This window comes from Micromonospora profundi, assembly GCF_011927785.1.
GTDB classification, from domain to species: Bacteria; Actinomycetota; Actinomycetes; order Mycobacteriales; family Micromonosporaceae; genus Micromonospora; species Micromonospora profundi.
The window spans coordinates 5,801,702-5,821,224 of record NZ_JAATJK010000001.1; the positions used below are offsets into that span (position 1 = coordinate 5,801,702).

Sequence of the window (19,523 nt, forward strand, 5' to 3'; positions counted from 1 at the left end):
AAACCGAGGCCGGCACCGACTCGCGTGCCGACGCTCCGGCCGAGGCCGGGAATGGCAAGGGTGGGCAGGGCACCGCCGACGGGTGCTCCACGGATCGGCCGCGGGTGCCGGTGCTTGCCTGCGCGGACGCGCTGACCGCCCGAGGTGCCCGTGTGCAGACCGTCACGGCCCGCTCGGACGCCGAGATCGACGCGGTGCTGGCACAACTCGACGGTCCGGTCCGCCAGGACGGCCTCACCTGGCCCGATTCGGACAGCAAGACCCGGCTGGTCGTCGCTACGGCGAGCGACGCGCAGTTGCGCGCCGTCCTGCGCCGGATGGTTCGCCGGTACGCGCCACCGCCGAGCCGTCGCCCAGCGGACCTGCCCGGCGACCGGACGCTGCCCGACCTGCCGCCGGTTGCCGTACTCCCGCTCGACCCGGCCCGTGGTGGCACCCACCGTGACCTGGCCGCGCAGCTCGGGTTGCCCCGCGACCCGGCTGCCGTGGCCGTCGCCGTGCTGGACGGCACGCCACGCCGGCTGGACCTGCTGCGCAACGACGGCGGCTCGGTGACCCTGGACGGCGCCCTGCTCGGCGCCGCCGACGACGCGGGCCGTCCGCTGCACTGGCGGGCCCGGGTGGAGGTGGACGACGCCATCCTGTCCAACGGCGAGGAGCCGTTGCTGGCGTGCGCGATCGGCAACGCCGGCGGGTACGCGTCGCTCGACGACGTGACGTTGCTTCCCGCGCCGGACCCGGCCGACGGCCAGGTCGAGGTCGCGGTGGCCGTCCCGGTGGTCGTCCGCTCGACGTTCGGTCGCAAGCGGGTACGCCTGGAGGTGCGCCGGGCTCGCGGCCGGGCCGTGTCGGTGGTGCCCCGGGAGGGCAAGGTCCCCTACCTGGACGACGGTGTCGAGGGCGAGTTGACCCGCAAGCGTTCCTGGTGGATCGAGCCGGGCGCCTGGGCGGTCTGGGTGAGCTGACCCTGGCTGCGCCACGCGGCCGACGCGTGTCGATGGGCCTATCCTCGCAGGAGGACTGGGGAGGAACCGTAATGGACAAGAACGCCGACCGGGCTCAGGTGCCCGGCCAGCAGCCGGTGCCGGAGCGGGACATCGAACCACTCTGGCCTCCGGATCCCGCCGGCCGGGGCGCGGATGTGGTGCCACCGTGGGCGGCGGTCGCCGAAAAGCGGGGCGAACCGGCTCCCACGCCGCCGGCGGCCGTTACACCGCCTGTGGCCGCGCCACCGATCGGCCGCCCACCGGTCCCGGGGCAGCCCGGGGCCACGCCCCTGCCGCCGCCGTCGCCGTCGGACTACCCGTCGCTGAGTGGCGCGGTGCCGCCGCCGACCGGCTGGGGAGCCGCCGGCCCGTCCGGCGCGGGTTCGGGCTGGGCTCCGGCGCAACCGAGTTGGCCACCGGCAGAGCCGACGGTGCCGCCCGTGTCGTCGACGCCGTCGTCGGGCTCACCGACGAACGCCGACACTCCGACGGGACCAGCAGCCACACATGTCGGCCCGCCGAACGGCGTGACCGTCAGCCCGACCGAAGCAGCGGGCACGGGCACGCCGGGTGCGAGCGACGCGGCGGGCACCAGCACGCCGAACGCGACCCACGCGGCGGGCACCGCGTTCGGGGCCCCGCAGCCCGGCGGCAGGGGTTCGGCGTCCGTTCCCGCCACGCCGGTCACGCCGGGCGGCGTCGACCTGGACCAGCCGTTCTCCCTGGACCGCCCCCCGGTGACCCCCACCGTTACGCCGGAAGCAACGACCGGACCCGCCGTCGCCGGGCCGACAACTCCCACGACAGGCGAACCGGCGGACGGTCCAGTGGCCGACGGCAAGCCGGCACCGCAGGCCGGATCAGGGAACGGTAGCGACGTCGGGGGGAACGGCACCGCCGTCGGGACGGCGCGGCCGGCCACCGAGTCGCCGTGGGCGTACCCGCCGCAGCGGCCTGCCAACTCGACCCCGTCGGCGCACGACGAGGCCACCACCGCGATACCTCCGATCCCCGCCCCGCCCGTCCCGCAGACACCACAGGCCGGTGGTCCGGCCGCCGGAGCTGGGCAGACGTACGCCGGTCAGGCCTACTCCGGTCAGGCGTACCCGATTCCCGGCCAGGTCGGCCCGGCGCCGGTCCCGCCGCCACCCGACCCGCAGCAGGCGGGCGCTGCGACTGCGCCTCCGGGCCCCTTCCCGCCGTCACCGGGCTGGTATCCGCCGCCCTGGCAGCAGGGCACGGCCGCGGCTCCACCGCCGCCGCAGTCGTACCAGGAGACCGATCCGGTGGCCAGGGTCCCGGCCGCCGGCTACCAGGACGCCACCTGGACGCCGGAGACCACTGCGGCACCGACCGCCGAGGATTTCGCCCGGCGTCGGCAGGTCCGGCCCGCCGACCCGGTGGCCACAATGGGTGTACGAGCGGTGGTCAACAAGATCGGTCTGGTTCGGCTCTCGCCGGGGCGGCACGAGCAGGAACTGAAGCGGGACATCGAGATGGTGCGCCGCAACTTCGGCGGGCTGCGGCAGGTGACGGTCGTCAACCCGAAGGGCGGCGCCGGCAAGACGGTGGCCATCCTGCTGCTCGCCATGACGTTCGGTCAGAAGCGCGGCGGGTACGTGCTGGCCTGGGACAACAACGAGACCCAGGGCACCCTCGGGATGCGGGCCCAGCAGGATTTCCACTCCCGCACGGTGCGGGACATGCTGCGTGACCTCGGGCAGTTCCAGGGCGCGCACGGGCGGGTCGGTGACCTCTCGCAGTACGTCCGTTCGCAGGGCGAGGGGATGTTCGACGTGCTCGCGTCGGACGAGTCGGCGACCGGCGGCGAGATGCTCACGGCGGCGGCGTTCGCCGAGATCCGCGAGGTGGTCAGCCGGTTCTACAAGTTGATTTTCGTGGACACCGGGAACAACGTCCGGGCGCAGAACTGGCAGGCCTCGATGGATGCCACCGACCAGCTCGTGGTCACCATGTCCGCCCGTAACGACTCGGCCGAGACCGCCGCCCGGATGCTCGACCACCTGGAGCAGAGCGGCCGGCAGCGGCTGGTCCGGCAGGCGGTGACTGTCGTGTCGATGCCGCCGTCGCGCAAGGAGATCGACCTGCCGGCCATCCAGGAGCACTTCGCGGCGCGGACCCGGGCGGTGCTGCTCGCCCCGTACGAGCGGCTCATCGACAGCGGCGAGCCGATCCGGTACGGAGGGCTGTCCTCGGCCACCCGGGACGCCTGGCTGAAGATCGCCGCCGCGGTCGCCGAAGGGCTGTAGTCCACCGAAGGCCGGCCCGGTGTCGGGCCGGCCTTCGGACCTGTCAGTGGCTGGCCAGCGCGTCGGCCGCCGCCGGGTCGCAGTCGCGCAGGAACTGGGCGCAGCGGGCCGCCTCGTCGGCCTCACCGATCTCGTCGGCGGCGCGGGACAGCACGTACAGGCAGCGGAGGAAGCCCCGGTTGGGCTCGTGCGACCACGGCACCGGGCCATGGCCCTTCCAGCCGCTGCGGCGCAATTGGTCGAGGCCACGGTGGTAGCCGGTGCGGGCGTACGCGTACGCCGTCACGACCTGGCCGGTCGCGAACGCCCGCGCACCGAGCTCGGCCCAGGCCGCGCTGTAGGTCGGGAATCGGGCTGCCACCTGGGCGAACGCCTCGTCGGTGCCGGCCTCCTCGGCGCCGGCCAGGGCGGCGTCGGCCTCGCCGTCCGCGGGTAGGAGGGTGGCCGGTGGCTCTGGCAAAAGGTTCTGCATCGCCCCATTCAACCCGCTGGACAGGGCGACGCGCGAGCGGGTCGGCCCACGTGTTCCGCTGAACGGCTGAGGAGTTGGTCACGCCTGAGGCCCATGCCGGCGACAGATATTTTCCGCTACAACTATTAGTCCGGAGCCTCCCCAGGAACCGGTTACGCAGGAGCCCGGTGGCCACCACCACCGGGCTCCTGTCGGTTCCACCCCGCCCGAGGTTTGGGCCCGCAGCTGGCTGGGGGCAGGATGGCCGGGTGCCGACTCCACCTCCAGCGGACGTCATCGAGCCGCATCTGCACGCCAACGAGATCCAGACCCGGGACGAGTTCGACAGGCAACTGGCCACCGGCCGCCTCAGCGGGTTCACAGTGCAGGGGCTGCGCCTCGACCTCGCCCCGGCACCCGACCTGACCGGCGTCGAGGTCACCGGCGCCCTCTTCGTGGGTTGCCGGTTCGCCTCCCGGGACGTCGGCGCCGACCTGGTCCGGCGTGGCGCGAACGTGGTCCCGCCGTTCTCCGGGTTGCCGTATCCGACCCAGCCGACGCATCTGTACGCGCCGGAGGAGTTGGCCGCCGGGTTCGCCGAAGGCGGCTTCGCCGGGATGTACGACACCCGGGTGTACGAGCACTACCGGGCGCACGGCGGCGCGCTGCCGGACGTGAAGGAGGCGCTCGGTCAGCGGCTGCACGACCACGGCGTCGACAATGCGCTCGCCGACGCCACCCGGGCCTGGCTGGCCGGGCACGGCCCGCAGTCGGTTGTGGGCATCATGGGTGGGCATGCGGTACGGCGCGGCAGTCCCGCGTACCGGATGGCGGCCGTGCTGGGTTGGGAACTGGCCCGGGCCGACCGGCTGGTGGTGACCGGCGGCGGTCCCGGCGTGATGGAGGCGGCGAACCTCGGCGCCTACCTGGCGGACCGGCCTGCGGCGGACCTGACCGCGGCGATCGACCTGCTGGCGACGGCCCCGGATTTCACCGACCACAAGCGGTACACGGCGGTGGCGTTGACGGTGCGCCAGCGATACGCGTGCCTGCCCCGGCAGCGTTCCGACGGCACCGACGACGCGAGCTGGGCGCGGGCCGGCGGGCTGGCGATCCCCACCTGGTTGTATGGGCACGAACCGGCGAACCTGTTCGCCGGGCGGATCGCCAAGTACTTCTCCAACGCGATCCGGGAGGACACCATCCTGCGGCTCGCTCGAGGCGGCATCGTCTTCGCCCCGGGGCGGGCCGGCACTGTGCAGGAGGTGTTCCAGGCGGCCACCAAGACCTACTACGGCACCGACGGTGCCAGTGGCGCGTACGTCTTCCTGGACCGCGACTACTGGACCCGCGAACTGCCGGTGGAGGCGTTGTTGCGTCCGCTGCTTGCCGCGTCCCCGTTCGGCGACCTGTCGTCGACGATCCACCTCACCGACGACGTACGTGAGGCCGTGCACCTGCTGACCGCCTGACGGCGACGGCCGGCTCCCCCGAGGGAGAGCCGGCCGTCGGTAGGTACGTCGTTACTTGGCCATCGTGGTGCCGGTGGAGCGCAGGTGCTCGCACGCCTCGACGACCCGGGCCGCCAGGCCGGCCTCGGCGGCCTTGCCCCAGGTACGCGGGTCGTACTGCTTCTTGTTGCCGACCTCGCCGTCGATCTTCAGCACGCCGTCGTAGTTGCGGAGCATGTGGTCCGCGACGGGCCGGGTGAAGGCGTACTGGGTGTCGGTGTCGATGTTCATCTTCACCACGCCGTAGTCGAGCGCCTCGCGGATCTCGCTCAGCAGGGAGCCGGAGCCACCGTGGAAGACCAGGCTGAGGGGCTTGTCCTTGCCGTACTTGGCGCCGACGGCGTCCTGGATCTGCTTCAGGATCTCCGGACGGAGCTTGACGTTGCCCGGCTTGTAGACGCCGTGCACGTTGCCGAAGGTCAGCGCCGCCATGTAGCGGCCCTTCTCGCCGAGGCCGAGCGCCTCGACCATGGCCAGACCGTCATCGACCGTGGTGTAGAGCTTGTCGTTGATGGCGTTCTCGACGCCGTCCTCCTCGCCACCGACGACGCCGACCTCGATCTCAAGGACGATCTTGCCCTTGGCGGCCTCGTCGAGCAGCTGGGCGGCGATCTCCAGGTTCTCGGCGACCGGCACTGCCGAACCGTCCCACATGTGCGACTGGAACAGCGGCTCCTCACCGCGCTTCACCCGCTCCTGGGAGATGCCCATCAGCGGCCGGACGAACCCGTCCAGCTTGTCCTTCGGGCAGTGGTCGGTGTGCAGCGCGATGTTGACCGGGTACTTCTTGGCCACCTCGTGCGCGTACGCGGCGAACGCGACCGCGCCGGTGACCATGTCCTTGATCGAAGGACCGGAGAGGTATTCGGCGCCACCGGTGGAGACCTGGATGATGCCGTCGCTCTCCGCGTCGGCGAAGCCCTTGAGCGCCGCGTTCAGCGTCTGGGAGGAGGTCACGTTGATGGCGGGGTACGCGTACCGGCCAGCCTTGGCGCGGTCCAGCATCTCCGCGTAAGCCTCGGGGGAAGCGATGGGCATGTGATGTGCTCCTTACTTACCACTCTCGGCCGTGCTGGCCGCTGTTGTTCACGTGTGCGCCGGACCGCGCTGTCCTCCGTCCGGAAGTATCCCGTAGGCGAGGTGCGCGGGGCCAATCGACCCGGTGCCAGCCGTTCACCGCTCACCCAGGCTGTCCGGGACGATGACGCTGATCAGCCAGGTCACCACTGTCATCACGATCGCTCCCCAGAACGCCGCCCAGAAGCCGTCCACATGGAACGGCAGGTCGAGCCCTCGGGCGATCCGGTCGGTGAGCAGGAACAGCAGGGCGTTGACCACCAGCGCGAACAGGCCCAGGGTCAGCAGGTAGAACACGCAGCCGACGACCTTGATGACCGGCTTGAGCACCGCGTTGATCACACCGAAGATGAGCGCCACCACGATCAGTGTCAGCGCCGTGTTGCTGCCCGAGCGGCCATGCACGTCGACCCCGGGCACGATGAGCGTTGTCACCCACAGCGCGACAGCGGTGATCACCAGCCGGATGAGGAAGCCCACCGCCCCATCCTGGCATCGGGGCCCACCTCGACGGGTTGATTCCGCCGACTCGGCTTCCGCGCGCGCTGCCGGCGCAGCCCGTACGGTGGTGGGAGCCGTGCCCCGAGAACCTGGGAGGGACCAGCATGGGTCAGCCCGACGAGGACTTCGTCCCCGGCGACCACCTCGCAGCCGACGAACGCGACATCGAGGCCGAGCCGGCCGACGCCGTCGAGCAGGCGGCAGTGGTCGACCCCACCGACGTCGATTCGGAGCCGCACCGCGGCATGGAGGTCGGTGACTGGGACGCCATGGAACAGGCCCGGGTGGTCACCGGCGACGAGGACGACTACCGCTGATCCCGCCGCCAGCCGGCTGCCCGTTGCGGCAGAGGTGCTCAACCGTTCGGTTCGATAGACGAAGAACGATCACGCAGGGCCACCGTAGGGGCCGGTCGTCTAACTAGGTTGGACGGGCGCCACCTGCATCCCCCACGGGAGGACCCCCCAATGCTCAAGCAATCGACCCGTTGGCTGGCCGCTGTCGGCGCCGCGGGCGCGTTGGTCGCCGCGGCCGCCACCCCGGCCGTGGGCGCGGCGGCCGCGATCGAGCCTTACTTCCAGGACGCCACACTGGCCGTCGGATCGACGGGAACCACCCGCAACCTGTTCCTGTACGCCGACGAGCCGACGGCCCTCACCGACGTCTCCGTTCGGTACGACTACCGCTCCCTCACCAACAAGATCACGGTGGCGCCTGACGACGGCCAGAAGTGCACGACCCCGGAGCCGGGCGTTCTCGTCTGCGCGGAGTCCGAGGATGTCTCCCTCTACGAGTTGCCACCCATTGGCAGTGGGCTCTACCGCGGGGTGACCAAGCGGGTGCGCATCACCACGACCGACGATGCGAAGGTCGGCGACTCCGGCGACGTGGCGGTCAGCTTCCAGGCCGCCGGCGGTCGGCAGGGGAGCTACACCTCGCGCGTCCGCGTCGGGGAAGGCGTCGACCTGGCCGGCGGGCCGTTCACTGAGCACGCCTCCAAGCCGGGTGGCAAGTTCACGGTGCCACTGGCCGTGGCCAACGTGGGCGACAAGGTCGTCAAGGGGTTCGCGGCGGTCTTCGATCTCGACTACTCGATCCGCACCAGGGACCGGTTCAGCAACTGCCTCTACTCCGGCGACCACCTGCTGTCCTGCCAGTTCGACGAGGAGATCCCCGTCGGCGAGGGCCTCGCCACCACGCTCGACTTCGAGCTGGCGAAGGACACCTACGCCCCGTCCAACCAATCCGGCTACGCCCAGTTCATGACCACTGCCGACTTCGAGGACCTGACCCACGTCCGGGAAGCCGCTGGCGCCCGGGCGGCCACGAGTGGCGGCGGCCCGAAGCTGACACTGGCCGAGGCGCCCAGCAGGATGCGGCAGGCCGACCAGACCGACGTCGGCCCGGGCTACGACTACACCGGGTGGACCATCAAGACCACCGGAAAGAACGGCATCGACCTCGCGGCGATCGGCGCCACGCTCAAGGGCAGAGCCGGCGACGTCGTCACGGCAACCGTCGGCTTCCGCAACAACGGGCCGGCCACGCTCGACGCGGTGAACGGGGACTTTGAGGCCCCCACCCACACGGCCGTCGAGCTGCCGCCCGGCACCAGCGCCGTCGAGGTCCCCGCTACCTGCGAACTGCAGCAGGGCACCCGGACGTACGTGTGCCCCTCGGAGATGCTGCTGGTGGCCGGCAAGACGTACACGATGGAGTTCCGGCTGCGCATTGACAAGGTCATCGCCAACGCCCGCGGTGCGGTGCAGGTGAACGCGCCCTGCGAGTGCCCGAGCGGCGGCATCTTCACCGGCGACACGAAGCCGGCGAACGACAAGGCCCCGATCGTGGTGAACGCGGGCCCGGGCGGCGGCGCGGGCGGCGGTGGCGGTGGGGATGACGGGGGCGCGCTGCCCATCACCGGCTCTCCCGTCGGCCTGCTGGCCAGCCTCGGCGGCCTGCTGCTCGTCGCCGGCGCGGGTGGCTACCTGCTCGCCCGACGCCGCAGCGCCCGTTTCGTCGCCTGATCGATCCCGCCTCACGTGGCCCCACCGTCCCAAGGACGGTGGGGCCACGTCGTGAACAGACCGAACGTTGCGATGACGCTGATCAACCGTTCGGTTGGTCTTGGCGGCCGGGCGGCGATCAGGGCAGCGGCGAACTTAATCACTTCTTAAGATCCACCCACCGTATCGATCCCCCTGTTGGAGGAATCCCCTTCATGCCCACCCACTCCACCCGGCGTTGGCTCGCCGGCCTGGGCGTAGTAGGCGCGTTCGTCGCCGCCTCCGCCAGCCCGGCCGTCGCCGCTCCCGCGGCCGAGTTCGAGCTCTACTTCGAGGACGTCACCGTCGCCGCCGATTCCTCTGGCGTCGTTCGGTCGCCGGCGCTGTACAGCAGCGAGTCCACGGTGCTCAACAAGGTCTCGGTTCGCTACGACTACCGCAGCCTCACCGGCAAGATCACGCTGGCTGGCGGGCTCGGCAACGACTGCGCCGCCGACGGCGAAGGCGTCCTGCTCTGCAATGAGTCCTTCCCGGTCAGCGTCGACGAGTTGTACGGCGGCTTCTTCGGCGAGGTCGTCATCGCGCCAACCGACAAGGCGGCAACCGGCGACGCCGGCGAGCTGAAGATCAGCCTCAAGGCCGCAGGCAAGGAAATCGCCAGCTACGCCTCCCGGATCCGGGTCGGCGAGGGCGTCGACCTGCAGGGCGGCCCGGACACCACCGCGACGGCGGCGCCTGGGGGCAAGTTCCAGGCTCCCTTGACGGTCATCAACGCCGGCACGACCGAGGTCGATGGTGTCGTGGCACTGTTCGACAGCGACTACGGCATCCGGACCAAGGAGCGGTTCGACAACTGCCTCTACGTCGATGACTTCCTCTTCGCCTGCTCGTTCGACGAGAAGATCCCCGTCGCCGGGCGTGCGACGGCGACCCTCAACTACGAGTTGGCCACCGACACCTACGCGCCGGGCCGCGAGTACAGCTACATCCGGTTCATGACCCCGGCCGACCTGGAGGATCTCCTCGGTATCCGCGAAGACGTCGGTGCCGAGAAGGCCCGTCGCGGCACCGGCAAGACGCTGTCGCTGAAGACGGTCTCCGCCCGTGCGGCCCGTGCCGCGCAGACCGACACCGACCCCAGCAACAACTTCAGTGGGCTGACGGTCAACGTCACCGGCAAGAACGGGGCCGACCTGGAGGCCATCGGTGCCACGCTCACCGGCAAGAAGGGTGCGGTTCTGAGCACCCCGCTCGGGTTCCGCAACAACGGGCCGGCAACGCTGGACTACATCCGCAGCGACTCCGCCGTGACGTACGTCGACGTGACGGTCCCGACCGGCACCACCGCCGTCGAGGTGCCGATGGAGTGTGCGCCGCGTACCGGCGACAACGCCGCGTGGGACAAGGCTGGCACCCCTGGTGCCGCGTCGTACCGGTGCTACCCGGGCCCGTTCGCGCCAGCCGGCGAGGAGTTGACCGGCGAGTTCAAGTTCCGGATCGACAAGGTCATCGCCAACGCCACGGGCACTGTGAAGGTCAATGTGCCGTGCGAGTGCGAGGGCGGCTTCTACGAGGACCTGAAGCCGGCCAACGACAGCGCCAAGATCCTGGTGAACGCGGCCAGCGGTCAGGGCGGCGGCGAGGGTGACGGGGGCGCGCTGCCGATCACCGGTCAGTCCACCGGCCTGATCGCGGGCGTCGGCGCCCTGCTGCTCGGCGTGGGCGTCGGTGGCTACCTGGTGGCGAAGCGCCGCCGGACCCGCTTCGTGGCCTGATCCATCCCGAACCACCCGGTGCCCCGCCGACCGCTTCCGGTCGGCGGGGCACCGGTCGTTTCGGCACCGTCGGGGAAAGATTCCGCAGGCGGGTGCCGGGGCCCGGTCCGGCGCACCCAGAAACGCGGACTTCGGTACCCTTTGTGGCCGTGGACACAGCCGAAAAGACCCGCGCTCTCACGGAGAGCGTCGCCCTGAACCCGCTCGACCCGAAGGATCTGCTGCAGACCTTCGGGCTGGTCGGTGTCTGGGTGATCCTCTTCGCCGAGACCGGGTTGCTTGTGGGCTTCTTCTTCCCCGGCGACTCGCTGCTCTTCCTCGCCGGGGTGGCCGCCTCGCCGGTGGCGGACGCCATCTTTGGCGGCGGCACGCGGCTCGCCCTGGCCGGTCTGCTGATCGGCGGGCCGATCTGCGCGATCGTCGGCGCGCAGCTGGGTCACTGGCTGGGCGCGCGGTACGGCCGCCGGATGTTCGAGCGGCCCAACTCCCGGCTGTTCAAGAGGGAGTACGTCGAGAAGGCCGAGCACTACTTCAAGAAGTTCGGCCCGTCGAAGGCCGTGGTGCTGGCCCGCTTCATCCCGATCGTGCGGACCTTCCTCAACCCGGTCGCCGGTGCGCTCGGCATGCCGGCTCGGCAGTTCCTGCTGTGGAACGTGGTCGGCGCGGTGCTCTGGGTGGACGGCATCCTGTTGATCGGCTACCTGCTGGCCGACCGGATCTACAAAGCCATCGGCGACAAGATCGACCACTACATCCTGCCGGTGGTCGCTCTGATCATCGTGATCTCGGTGCTGCCGATCTTCTTCGAGTTCCTCCGGGACCGGCGGGCCCGCAGGCGCGGCGAAGCGGTAGCTGTGGTCGCGGCGGCAAGCGCTGCCGGTGCCGTGGAAGCGGTGCGCGAGACGTTCGACCACCGCGAGCACCCGCACACCGGCCGGGAGCACGGCCAGGAGCGCTGAGTCGGAGGTACGGCGACGGCCGGCCCCCTGGTGAGGGGGTCGGCCGTCGACCTGTCATGCCCCGCCTCCGGCGGTGCGCGACCGGGGACGAGCAGAAATCACACCGGTGGCGCCACCCCTGGCTCGCCGCCGGACATCGTCCCGGCGAGGGACGATGCGCAGTGCCTAATTCAGCGGGCCTTCTTGGTGGCCCGCTTACGCGGCGGGGTCAGCAGGTCGGCGATCGTCGCGATCGCACTCGGGACCAGCCGGTAGTACGCCCAGACACCGCGCTTCTCCCGCTCCAGCAAGCCGGCCTCGGTGAGGATACGCAGGTGGTGACTGACCGTCGGCTGAGAGAGGCCGAGCGGCGCCGTCAGGTCACAGACGCACGCCTCGCCCTCGGGGGCCGACTGGATCAGGCTGAGCAGCCGCAACCGGGCGGGATCGGCAAGGGCCTTGAGGACCCCTGCGAGACGCTCGGCATCGGCACGTTCGATCGGCTCACCGGCAAGCGGCGAGATCTGAGGCATAGTCATTTCGGCCAACGCAGTTCCCACGTATTCCATCCTTCCACCAGCAGCATCGATCCGCCTGCATATCAGCAGATCCGAATCGGCAAACTTTTACGCCACAAGGCCGAGGTCAGCCAACGTATAGGCCGCCTTGTACGGCAATCCGGCGGCTCGCACCGCGTCGCCGGCGCCTCGATCAACAATAACCGCCACGCCCACGACCTCGGCTCCGGCCTCGCGAAGCGCCTCGACAGCGGTCAACACACTTCCGCCCGTTGTGGACGTGTCCTCCACTGCCAACACCCGACGGCCGGCCACCTCCGGTCCCTCGATCCGCCGCTGTAGACCGTGGGCCTTGCCCGCCTTGCGCACCACGAAGGCGTCCAGGGCACGGCCGGTCGGAGCGGCGGCGTGCAGCATCGAGAGCGCGACAGGGTCCGCGCCCAGGGTGAGCCCACCGACGGCCTCGTACTCCCAGTCGGCGGTGAGGTCGAGCATCACCCGGCCGACCAATGGAGCGGCCTGGTGATGGAGCGTGACACGCCGCAGATCGACGTACCAGTCTGCCTCGCGTCCAGAGGAGAGCACGACCCGGCCGTGGACAACAGCCAGGTCGGAAATGAATTTACGCAGGTCGTCGTGGTCCCCCATGGCGATAGAGGTTACTGCGCAAGTCTGAGCGCCGTGTGCGGGGTCCACCCTGATCAGGCCCCTGAGGGACCGATGACTGGCGATGTTCGACTACGCTCAGCAACTGGCCTGCGGTCAGCGTGGCGACGCCCGCCGATGGGGTGGACGACGTGGTTGGGTGCTGGCGGGTCAGCGCTCGTCGCGGCCGATCCGGCCCCGGGTGTCCCGGGCGACCGCCTCCAGGAGCCGACGCGGCGCGTGGCGCAGACCGGCGACAGCCACCTTGTATTTCCACGCCGGAACGCTTACCAACTTGCCTTTCCGCAGGTCACGCAGGGCTTCGTCGACGACATCCTCGGCCCGCAGCCACATCCACTCAGGCGTTTTCGACATGTCGATGCCGGCTCGTTGATGGAACTCGGTACGGGTGTAGCCGGGGCAGAGGGCCATCACCCGGACGTCGAACGGGCGCGTCGACTGGCCGACGGACTCGCTGAAGTTGGTCACCCATGCCTTGCTGGCCGAGTATGTGGAGCCGGGCATCACCGCACCGAAGCCCGCCACGGAAGAGACATTTATCACTGCCCCGTCCCGCCTTTTGGTCATCGGACCCAGCGCCGCCAACGTCAAGCGCATGACCGCGTGCACGTTGAGCCGCAGCAGACGGGCCTCGTCCTCCGCAGTGGAGCGCAGGAACGGCTTGTTCAGGCTGATGCCGGCGTTGTTGACAAGCAGGTGCACGGGGCTTCCGGTGGTCAGCCGCTGCTCGACGATGGCACAGCCGTCGTCGGTGGACAGGTCCGCCGAGAGCGTCTCCACCTCGCGGCCCTGCGGGGACCCCAACTCCGCGGCCAGCTCGGTCAGTCGACCCGCGTCGCGGGCGACAAGCACGAGGTGCCAACCGTCGGCTGCCAGGCGTCGAGCGAAGGCCGCGCCGATGCCAGCGGTGGCCCCGGTGACCAGGGCACGTCGCTCAACGGTCGTGGGGTCGGGCGTCACGGGCGGTCCTCACCTGGGCGGTACGGGGGTGCGGAGGGCTGAACGGGGCGGGCAGGGAGCCCTGGTGCACGGACGGCGCCGAGCGGCGGTGTCGACCGAACCAGGCGTTCGCCGCCGGCAGGACCAACAGCGTTGCCACGACAAGGTAACCGAGGCCCTGTCCGGCCGAAAGCCCCGCGTTCAGCGGGATCCACCAGGACGGGTACGCGTCGCCGATCAGGCCCAGCAACTCGGCGGTGGCACGCTCGTCGGCGCCCAGCCGCAGCGGAGCCGAGCGCTCACCGACGAGGACCGCCACGCTGCAACAGCCGGCGAGCAGCCCGAGTCCGCAGACCACCCAGGTGGCCACCCGGGCACCGGGCCGACCGGTGAGCAACCAGAGGAACAGGCCCATGAGCACCAGGGCGGACAGCGCCGCCACAACCGCCGACAGCACCATCGACACGCGCAGCAGGGTCACCACGTCGTCGATCTGCCGCGTGGTGGCCGACGTGTCCCGGGCCGCCTGACGGAACGCGTCGACGGTTCCGCCCACCGTCGCCAGGCCGACCACGGCGTACGCGAGCGCGACGACCGCCATCACCAGCAGCACGATCGCGGCCAGCAGGACCACCGCGGGCCGGCGGGCCGGTACCGATTCGGGGTACGACACGACGAATCCCTCCGGTAGGCATCGGGTTGCAACCTACTCGGAGGGATCGTCGGCGTCGTGCTTATCGGTCGGTCAACTCGTCGGGGGCGTCCCGGGGCGGTCGGCCGGCGGGGTGTCGTCCGGACGGTCCGTGCCGGGCGGTGCCGACGGCGGGGTGCCCGGCTGATCCGACCCGGACGCCTGGCCCGGAGTCGACGGGTAGCCCGGCTCGCCACTCGACGGATAACCCGGCTGACCCGGAGCCTGCGGGTAGCCCGGCTGACCGGACCCCTGCGGATAGCCAGGCTGGCCCGGAGCCTGCGGGTAGCCCGGCTGACCGGACGCCTGCGGGTAGCCCGGGTAGCTGGTTCCCGGGGTCGGCGGCTCCCAGCCCACGGCGGGCTTGCGGAAGAACTCGTTGGCCTTGGGCAGGGCCAGCAGGATCAGCGCCGCGAGCAGTGCTAGCAGGCTGACGACGCCGAGCAGGACGCTGACCGGCGTGATCCAGGACGGCAGAGCCTCGTCCAGACGTCGCTGGATCTCCTCGCCGCTCGGCATGTCACCGCTGGTGTCGCCGGTGGTGGTGAAGTTGCCCGCCACGCCGGTGAGCAGCGTGCCACCCACGCAGCAGACCATGATGCCGCCGACGATCCAGGTGGTGATCCGTGCGGCGTTGCGGCCCTGGTTGTTGAAGATGGCCAGGACGCCCAGCACGACCGCGAGCAGGAGCACGAGGATGCTGCTGCCGAGGCCGAAGGCGAAGAAGACATCCGCCACCTGGTCCGCGCCCTCGGCGGTACTGCCCGCGTACGCGTCGCGGAGCACGTCGCGCGACTTGCCGAGGGTGGAGAGGCTGAGGATGAGACTGATCACCTGGCACGCCAGGAACAGGAAAAGCAGATAGCTGGAAATCGTCACGACGGACGGCCGCTGGCGGGCCGGCGTGCTCTGGGAATCGACCACGATTCTCCTTCCCTTAAGATCGCGCCCACACCGTATCCACAACCAGCCACCCTGGCATGCCGGGCGGGTCACGCCGCGCCCGTGGGATACGCCTCAGCGCTCCCCGCCGGCCGGCCGGATCGCCAGGTCGGCGGGGTCGATCAGGTCGCCCCGGGCGACCCGCCAGCCCTCTTCGCCGTACGCCTCGAAGGAGAGCCGGGCGTTCGAACCGGACTGGTAGTCGTGGTAGCGCATCGTCCCGGCCGACGGCAGGCCGGTCTCCCCGATGGCTGTGTAGCGTGCCTGCCCGGTCTCGGCCCAGGTGTACCGCCGCCCGCCGAGGTCGATGGTCGGAGCGCCGGGGGTGACGGTCGCGCCCGGCTCGGCGGTCCAGAGCACCAGCTCCAGGTCGGCGCCGCCGGCACCCTCCACGGAGAGCCGCCGCGCGGGGCCCGAGTTGTCGTCGAGGAGGTACTGCACCCAACTCCAGTCCCCCTCGACGAGGCGGATGGTGCCGTTCACGACGTACTCCCGCTCGCCGATCCGCACGCGGTCGCCCACGGCCAGCCGGTGCCGGCCGCCACGCGGTGCGTCCGTGGCCCCGCCGCGCGCCGGCCGACCGTCCGGCGACGCGCCGCCGGGCCGGGTCGCGGCCCGCACGACGACCACCAGCACGACCACGACGAGTACGGCCACCACCGCTACCAGGTACGCAAGCGCCCCGTCCACGCGACCACCTCCCCAGGTACGTCGGCGCAGACGGTAACAACCGTCGGCACCCAAACGAGTCGCGTCGTGACCGAAAGCTCAGCTACCTTCGGCATCCGGCTTGTCTCCGGGAGTGGCCGGCGGCACTGTGGACGGCGTGGTGGGTGGTTCATCCGGCGTCCCGGGTGGCGTCGGGGTCAGGTGCGCGGCCGGGTCCGGGCAGATCAGGTATCCGGCCGGGACGTACTGGCCCGGTGGAAGGAAACCGGGCACGCCGGGGGGCTGCGCCACGATCGGCAGCGGCGGGTACGCGTAGCCGGCCGGAATGAACGGGGCTACTGCGTAACCGGAGGGCGGTGCCGCGTCGGCGGGCGCGGGTCGCGGCACGAACCACCCGGCGGCCGGCGGCAGCGCCAGCAGCAGGACGACGGCACCGATGAGGGCGAGAACGGCGAGCACGCTCAGGCCCGCCATCGGGAAGAACAGCTCGTCCAACGGGTCGGTGCCGGAGTAGAGCGTGTCGAGGAATTTCGACGTCTCCCACTCGTCGTCGAAGTCCGCCGACGACGGGGCCTCGATTTCCGGGGCGACCAGCATGGACACGAGGAACCCGGAGCAGCACTGGCCGAAGCAGACCAGCAGCTGGGCGCCGCTGGCGGCGAAGACGAGGATCCGCGCGATGTTCGAACCCCGACGGAGCGGCCCGGCGGTGGCGGCGAGCCACCCCGCCAGCAGCACGGCCGGTACGCCGACGACCAGGGCCATCAGGACGTTGCCCTGGCGCTCGCTGGCCACCTCGGCCGGGTCGGCGTCGGGCACAAGCCGTGCGGCACGGGTGATCTGGCCATCGAAGTGCACTGCCTGGGCGACTGCCAACGCGGCGAGGCCGAGCAGGATCAGCGCCACGGCGAGTTGCAGCCAGAACGCGATGGTGACGGTGCCGGGGCGGGGCGGACGCGGCGCGGCGGCTGGCGAACTCATGGCTGGCAACGTACGGCGGAAGGCCGGGAATGGGCAGCACCGATCGGGCAGGCTCGATCGGCGAATGGATCATGCTGCGGTGAGTCGCTGGGTGGCGTAGTCGCCGACGGTGGAGCGCCCCATGACGCAGCCGACGAACGTGGTGAACTCGGTGCGGTCGTCCCGCAGCGACGTCCAGGCCGATCGGGCCGCCGCCGGGTCGATCCGCTCCAACAGTGTGGCCGCGTACGCCCGGCCGGCAGGCGACCCCTTGTCCAACAGCCGGTCGATCTGCTGGCGTACCTCGTCGGGGTGTTCGCCGTGGGCGGCCTCGACCCGGAGGTACGCCTTGGTCACCGGCAGCAGCGTGCCGGCGAAGCCAGTGCCGCCGAAGGCGAGCGTGTCAGCCTTCATCAACTCGTCGATGGCCGCGTCGAGGTCCCGCTGCCAAGCCTTGCGCATCCCGAACATGCCCCCATCCTTTCCCCGCCGGGCCCCACTCCACCCTCCTGATCAAGAGGTTTGCGTCATCAGTGGAGAACGCCCGGCGAGTCAGTAGCCGCGCCACTCGGCTCGGGCGTAGTCAAGGACTCTGGGGTGCAACAACGTGGAGGCGGGCACGTCCAGGCGGGGACGATCGGCGGGGAAGGTCGCCGCCGACCTCAGCACCTCCGCGTCGAGGAACCGCAGCCGGGGCGCGTCGGCCGGCAACTCCAGCACCGGCGGGACGGTTCCCGGCGCCGCGAGCAGGAACCCCCAGTCACCGAAGGACGGAACGTCCACGTGGTAGGGCACCGTGGCGAAGCCGGCCTCCCGCAGCGACGCCTCGATCGACCAGTACGACCGGGGCGCGAAGTACGGCGAGCCGGACTGCACCACGAGCCGCCCCTGCTCGGCGAGCACCGACCGGATCAGCGTGTAGAACTCGACCGTGTAGAGCTTGGCGGTCGCCGTCTCGTCCGGGTCGGGCAGGTCGGCGACCACCACGTCGAAACGCTCGGCGGCGGTACGCAGCCAGCCGAAGGCGTCGGTGTTCAACACCCGTACCCGAGGGTCGTCGAGCGCGCCGCCGTTTAGCGCCCGCAGCTGCGGCTCGGTGCGGGCCAACGCCACCACCGCCGGATCGAGGTCGACCACTGTCACCCGGCGCACGTCCGGGTAACGCAGGATCTCGCGGACCGCGAGGCCGTCACCGGCACCGAGGACCAGCACCTCACCGCGCGACCCGCTCAACGCCGGATGCACGAGCGCCTCGTGGTAGCGGTACTCGTCGATCGAACTGAACTGGAGGTCGCCGTTGAGGAACAGGCGCAGGTCGGACTTGGCATGACCGGCCTCGCGCACCGACCGGGTCAGCACGATCTCCTGGTAACGGGATCGTTCGGCGTGCACCACCGGATCCCGGTAGAGCTGCTGCCGGCTGGTCACCTCGAAATCGGCGGCGGTGATCCACGCGTACCCCAGGCAGAGCGCGACCACGACGGAGCCGGCGCCGATGACGAGCCGGGCCCGGCGGCTCAGCTCCGCCCGGAACACGGTGCAGACCAGGGCGAGACCGGCCACCGCGTTCACCGCGCCGACCAGCAGGGCGCCCTTGAGCTGACCGAAGACCGGGATCAGCAGGAACGGGAAGGCGAGCCCGCCGAGCAACGCGCCCACGTAGTCGGCAGCGAACAGGTCAGCCACCGCACTGCCGGCGGCCTGCTCACGGATGCGCTGCAACATCACCATGAGCAGCGGGATCTCCGCGCCGATCAGCAGACCCAGCACGAAGGCGGTGCCGACGAGCGCGGGACCGTACAGGTCGAGCCAGGCGAAGGCGGCGTAGAGGCCGAGCACGGACAGGCCACCGAGCAGGGCGAGGGTCAACTCGATCACCGCGAACGCGGCGGCGGCCCGCGACTGCAACGGCTTGGCCGCCAGCGCCCCGACCCCCATCGCGAAGACCATCACGCCGAGCACTATCGACGCCTGCCCGACGGTGTCGCCGATCAGGTAGCTGCCGAGAGCGACCAGAGCCAGCTCGTAGACCAACCCGCAGGCCGCGCAGACGAAGACCGCGAGCAGCACGGCCGCGCGGGCGAACCGCCAGCGCGGCCGTGCCTCGGAACCACCGTCGACAGCCGCCGGCGCCTCGGTGCTCACGCCTGCCCTGGGTACGTCCGGCGGGCTTCGCCCGGTTGTGTTGCCCCGGTCATCAGATGATGGCGGCGGCGATGATCGCGCCGGTGGCCAGGTGCACCGCGGCCGACACCCACACGGCGGGGTGCGGCTCCGGGTCGACGAGCAGCTCACCCAGCCGGCCCGGGGTCACCGCGTCGAGCAGCAGGAACGCGGCGGCCATGATGACCAGGCCGACGATCCCGTACGCCGCCGCGCCGATCAGGCCGAGGGTGAAGTCGTTGTCGCTCGCCACGATCGCCGCGACCACGATGATGCCGACGCCCAGCAGGTTCGAGGTGAGCAGCAGCGCCGCGTTGCGGTTGCGCTCGGCCCAGATCAGTTCGTGAAGCTTGCCGGGGGTGGCCAGATCCACCAGCCCGTAGCCGACGCCCATCAGGACGACGCCGACCACCCCGAAGGCGAGGGTGACCAGCAGGTCGGTGACGAGATTCTGCATAGG

General features: G+C 70.9%; 19 protein-coding genes and 1 pseudogene. 7 read left to right on the forward strand and 13 right to left on the reverse strand.

Annotated features, from left to right (window positions below; all coding sequences use genetic code 11):
• Positions 1 to 98 precede the first annotated feature (98 nt).
• Positions 99 to 965 (forward strand): annotated as a pseudogene (locus F4558_RS25845) (diacylglycerol kinase family protein); the annotation flags it as partial.
• A gap of 71 nt (positions 966 to 1,036) precedes the next feature.
• Positions 1,037 to 3,256 carry a MinD/ParA family ATP-binding protein gene (locus F4558_RS25850; RefSeq protein WP_167946310.1) on the forward strand — a complete coding sequence of 740 codons (2,220 nt, stop codon included), beginning with the start codon at positions 1,037 to 1,039 and terminating at the stop codon, positions 3,254 to 3,256.
• Positions 3,257 to 3,299: 43 nt separating this feature from the next.
• On the opposite strand, the gene F4558_RS25855 is transcribed toward F4558_RS25850, so the two are convergent.
• Entirely contained in the window at positions 3,300 to 3,728 is a 429-nt protein-coding gene (locus F4558_RS25855) for a DUF3151 domain-containing protein (protein ID WP_053651942.1), read from the reverse strand.
• Between the two features lie 248 nt (positions 3,729 to 3,976).
• On the opposite strand from F4558_RS25855, the gene F4558_RS25860 reads away from it, so the two are divergent.
• Entirely contained in the window at positions 3,977 to 5,179 is a 1,203-nt protein-coding gene (locus F4558_RS25860) for an LOG family protein (protein WP_312877396.1), read from the forward strand.
• A gap of 51 nt (positions 5,180 to 5,230) precedes the next feature.
• On the opposite strand, the gene fbaA is transcribed toward F4558_RS25860, so the two are convergent.
• Complete coding sequence (fbaA, locus tag F4558_RS25865) at positions 5,231 to 6,256, reverse strand: class II fructose-bisphosphate aldolase (protein ID WP_053651938.1); 1,026 nt, start codon at positions 6,254 to 6,256, stop codon at positions 5,231 to 5,233.
• Between the two features lie 135 nt (positions 6,257 to 6,391).
• The gene (locus F4558_RS25870) at positions 6,392 to 6,775 is read right to left on the reverse strand and encodes a phage holin family protein (RefSeq protein ID WP_053651937.1); all 384 of its coding nucleotides are present in this window, start codon (positions 6,773 to 6,775) and stop codon (positions 6,392 to 6,394) included.
• A 125-nt stretch (positions 6,776 to 6,900) separates the two neighbouring features.
• On the opposite strand from F4558_RS25870, the gene F4558_RS25875 reads away from it, so the two are divergent.
• The 4 genes from F4558_RS25875 (at position 6,901) to F4558_RS25890 (ending at position 11,536) form a co-directional block, all read left to right on the forward strand.
• Positions 6,901 to 7,113, forward strand: coding sequence for a hypothetical protein (locus F4558_RS25875; RefSeq protein ID WP_053651935.1), 213 nt, complete (start codon positions 6,901 to 6,903; stop codon positions 7,111 to 7,113).
• Between the two features lie 150 nt (positions 7,114 to 7,263).
• Entirely contained in the window at positions 7,264 to 8,823 is a 1,560-nt protein-coding gene (locus F4558_RS25880) for an LPXTG cell wall anchor domain-containing protein (RefSeq protein ID WP_167946312.1), read from the forward strand.
• A gap of 194 nt (positions 8,824 to 9,017) precedes the next feature.
• Positions 9,018 to 10,577: an LPXTG cell wall anchor domain-containing protein gene (locus tag F4558_RS25885; protein ID WP_167946314.1), complete on the forward strand. Its 1,560-nt coding sequence runs from the start codon at positions 9,018 to 9,020 to the stop codon at positions 10,575 to 10,577.
• Between the two features lie 143 nt (positions 10,578 to 10,720).
• Positions 10,721 to 11,536, forward strand: coding sequence for a DedA family protein (locus F4558_RS25890; protein ID WP_167946316.1), 816 nt, complete (start codon positions 10,721 to 10,723; stop codon positions 11,534 to 11,536).
• Positions 11,537 to 11,706: 170 nt separating this feature from the next.
• Here the strand turns inward: F4558_RS25890 and F4558_RS25895 are convergent, their stop codons facing one another.
• The 10 genes from F4558_RS25895 to F4558_RS25940 all read right to left on the reverse strand — a co-directional run bounded on the left by F4558_RS25895 (position 11,707) and on the right by F4558_RS25940 (position 19,520).
• The gene (locus tag F4558_RS25895) at positions 11,707 to 12,084 is read right to left on the reverse strand and encodes an ArsR/SmtB family transcription factor (protein ID WP_007454255.1); all 378 of its coding nucleotides are present in this window, start codon (positions 12,082 to 12,084) and stop codon (positions 11,707 to 11,709) included.
• 57 nt (positions 12,085 to 12,141) lie between these two features.
• On the reverse strand, positions 12,142 to 12,681 hold the full coding sequence (gene pyrE / locus F4558_RS25900) for an orotate phosphoribosyltransferase (protein WP_053651927.1): 540 nt from the start codon (positions 12,679 to 12,681) through the stop codon (positions 12,142 to 12,144).
• 168 nt (positions 12,682 to 12,849) lie between these two features.
• Positions 12,850 to 13,659 (reverse strand): SDR family NAD(P)-dependent oxidoreductase, encoded by an 810-nt coding sequence (locus F4558_RS25905; RefSeq protein ID WP_053651925.1) that lies wholly within the window; start codon positions 13,657 to 13,659, stop codon positions 12,850 to 12,852.
• Positions 13,634 to 14,311, reverse strand: coding sequence for a hypothetical protein (locus tag F4558_RS25910; RefSeq protein ID WP_312877397.1), 678 nt, complete (start codon positions 14,309 to 14,311; stop codon positions 13,634 to 13,636). The genes F4558_RS25905 and F4558_RS25910 overlap by 26 nt, the downstream gene beginning before the upstream one ends.
• Before the next feature lie 72 nt (positions 14,312 to 14,383).
• Positions 14,384 to 15,253 (reverse strand): hypothetical protein, encoded by an 870-nt coding sequence (locus F4558_RS25915; protein WP_167946318.1) that lies wholly within the window; start codon positions 15,251 to 15,253, stop codon positions 14,384 to 14,386.
• Between the two features lie 93 nt (positions 15,254 to 15,346).
• Positions 15,347 to 15,961, reverse strand: a complete 615-nt coding sequence (locus F4558_RS25920; protein ID WP_053651919.1) for a DUF4178 domain-containing protein — start codon at positions 15,959 to 15,961, stop codon at positions 15,347 to 15,349.
• A 78-nt stretch (positions 15,962 to 16,039) separates the two neighbouring features.
• A complete protein-coding gene (locus F4558_RS25925; protein ID WP_167946320.1) occupies positions 16,040 to 16,921 on the reverse strand; it encodes a hypothetical protein in 882 nt (293 codons plus the stop codon).
• Between the two features lie 69 nt (positions 16,922 to 16,990).
• Positions 16,991 to 17,371 carry a hypothetical protein gene (locus tag F4558_RS25930; RefSeq protein ID WP_245241364.1) on the reverse strand — a complete coding sequence of 127 codons (381 nt, stop codon included), beginning with the start codon at positions 17,369 to 17,371 and terminating at the stop codon, positions 16,991 to 16,993.
• 81 nt (positions 17,372 to 17,452) lie between these two features.
• On the reverse strand, positions 17,453 to 19,045 hold the full coding sequence (locus tag F4558_RS25935; RefSeq protein ID WP_167946322.1) for a polyamine aminopropyltransferase: 1,593 nt from the start codon (positions 19,043 to 19,045) through the stop codon (positions 17,453 to 17,455).
• Positions 19,046 to 19,097: 52 nt separating this feature from the next.
• Positions 19,098 to 19,520, reverse strand: coding sequence for a DUF350 domain-containing protein (locus F4558_RS25940; protein ID WP_053651913.1), 423 nt, complete (start codon positions 19,518 to 19,520; stop codon positions 19,098 to 19,100).
• Between the last annotated feature and the right edge of the window lie 3 nt (positions 19,521 to 19,523).

Coding starts and splice junctions, on each gene's coding strand:
- pyrE (WP_053651927.1), bottom strand. CDS start 12,681: ATGGGGGACCACGACGACCTGCGTAAATTCATTTCCGACCTGGCTGTT.
- F4558_RS25940 (WP_053651913.1), bottom strand. CDS start 19,520: ATGCAGAATCTCGTCACCGACCTGCTGGTCACCCTCGCCTTCGGGGTG.
- F4558_RS25855 (WP_053651942.1), bottom strand. CDS start 3,728: ATGCAGAACCTTTTGCCAGAGCCACCGGCCACCCTCCTACCCGCGGAC.
- F4558_RS25885 (WP_167946314.1), top strand. CDS start 9,018: ATGCCCACCCACTCCACCCGGCGTTGGCTCGCCGGCCTGGGCGTAGTA.
- F4558_RS25850 (WP_167946310.1), top strand. CDS start 1,037: ATGGACAAGAACGCCGACCGGGCTCAGGTGCCCGGCCAGCAGCCGGTG.
- F4558_RS25880 (WP_167946312.1), top strand. CDS start 7,264: ATGCTCAAGCAATCGACCCGTTGGCTGGCCGCTGTCGGCGCCGCGGGC.
- fbaA (WP_053651938.1), bottom strand. CDS start 6,256: ATGCCCATCGCTTCCCCCGAGGCTTACGCGGAGATGCTGGACCGCGCC.
- F4558_RS25925 (WP_167946320.1), bottom strand. CDS start 16,921: ATGAGTTCGCCAGCCGCCGCGCCGCGTCCGCCCCGCCCCGGCACCGTC.
- F4558_RS25895 (WP_007454255.1), bottom strand. CDS start 12,084: ATGGAATACGTGGGAACTGCGTTGGCCGAAATGACTATGCCTCAGATC.
- F4558_RS25930 (WP_245241364.1), bottom strand. CDS start 17,371: ATGTTCGGGATGCGCAAGGCTTGGCAGCGGGACCTCGACGCGGCCATC.
- F4558_RS25875 (WP_053651935.1), top strand. CDS start 6,901: ATGGGTCAGCCCGACGAGGACTTCGTCCCCGGCGACCACCTCGCAGCC.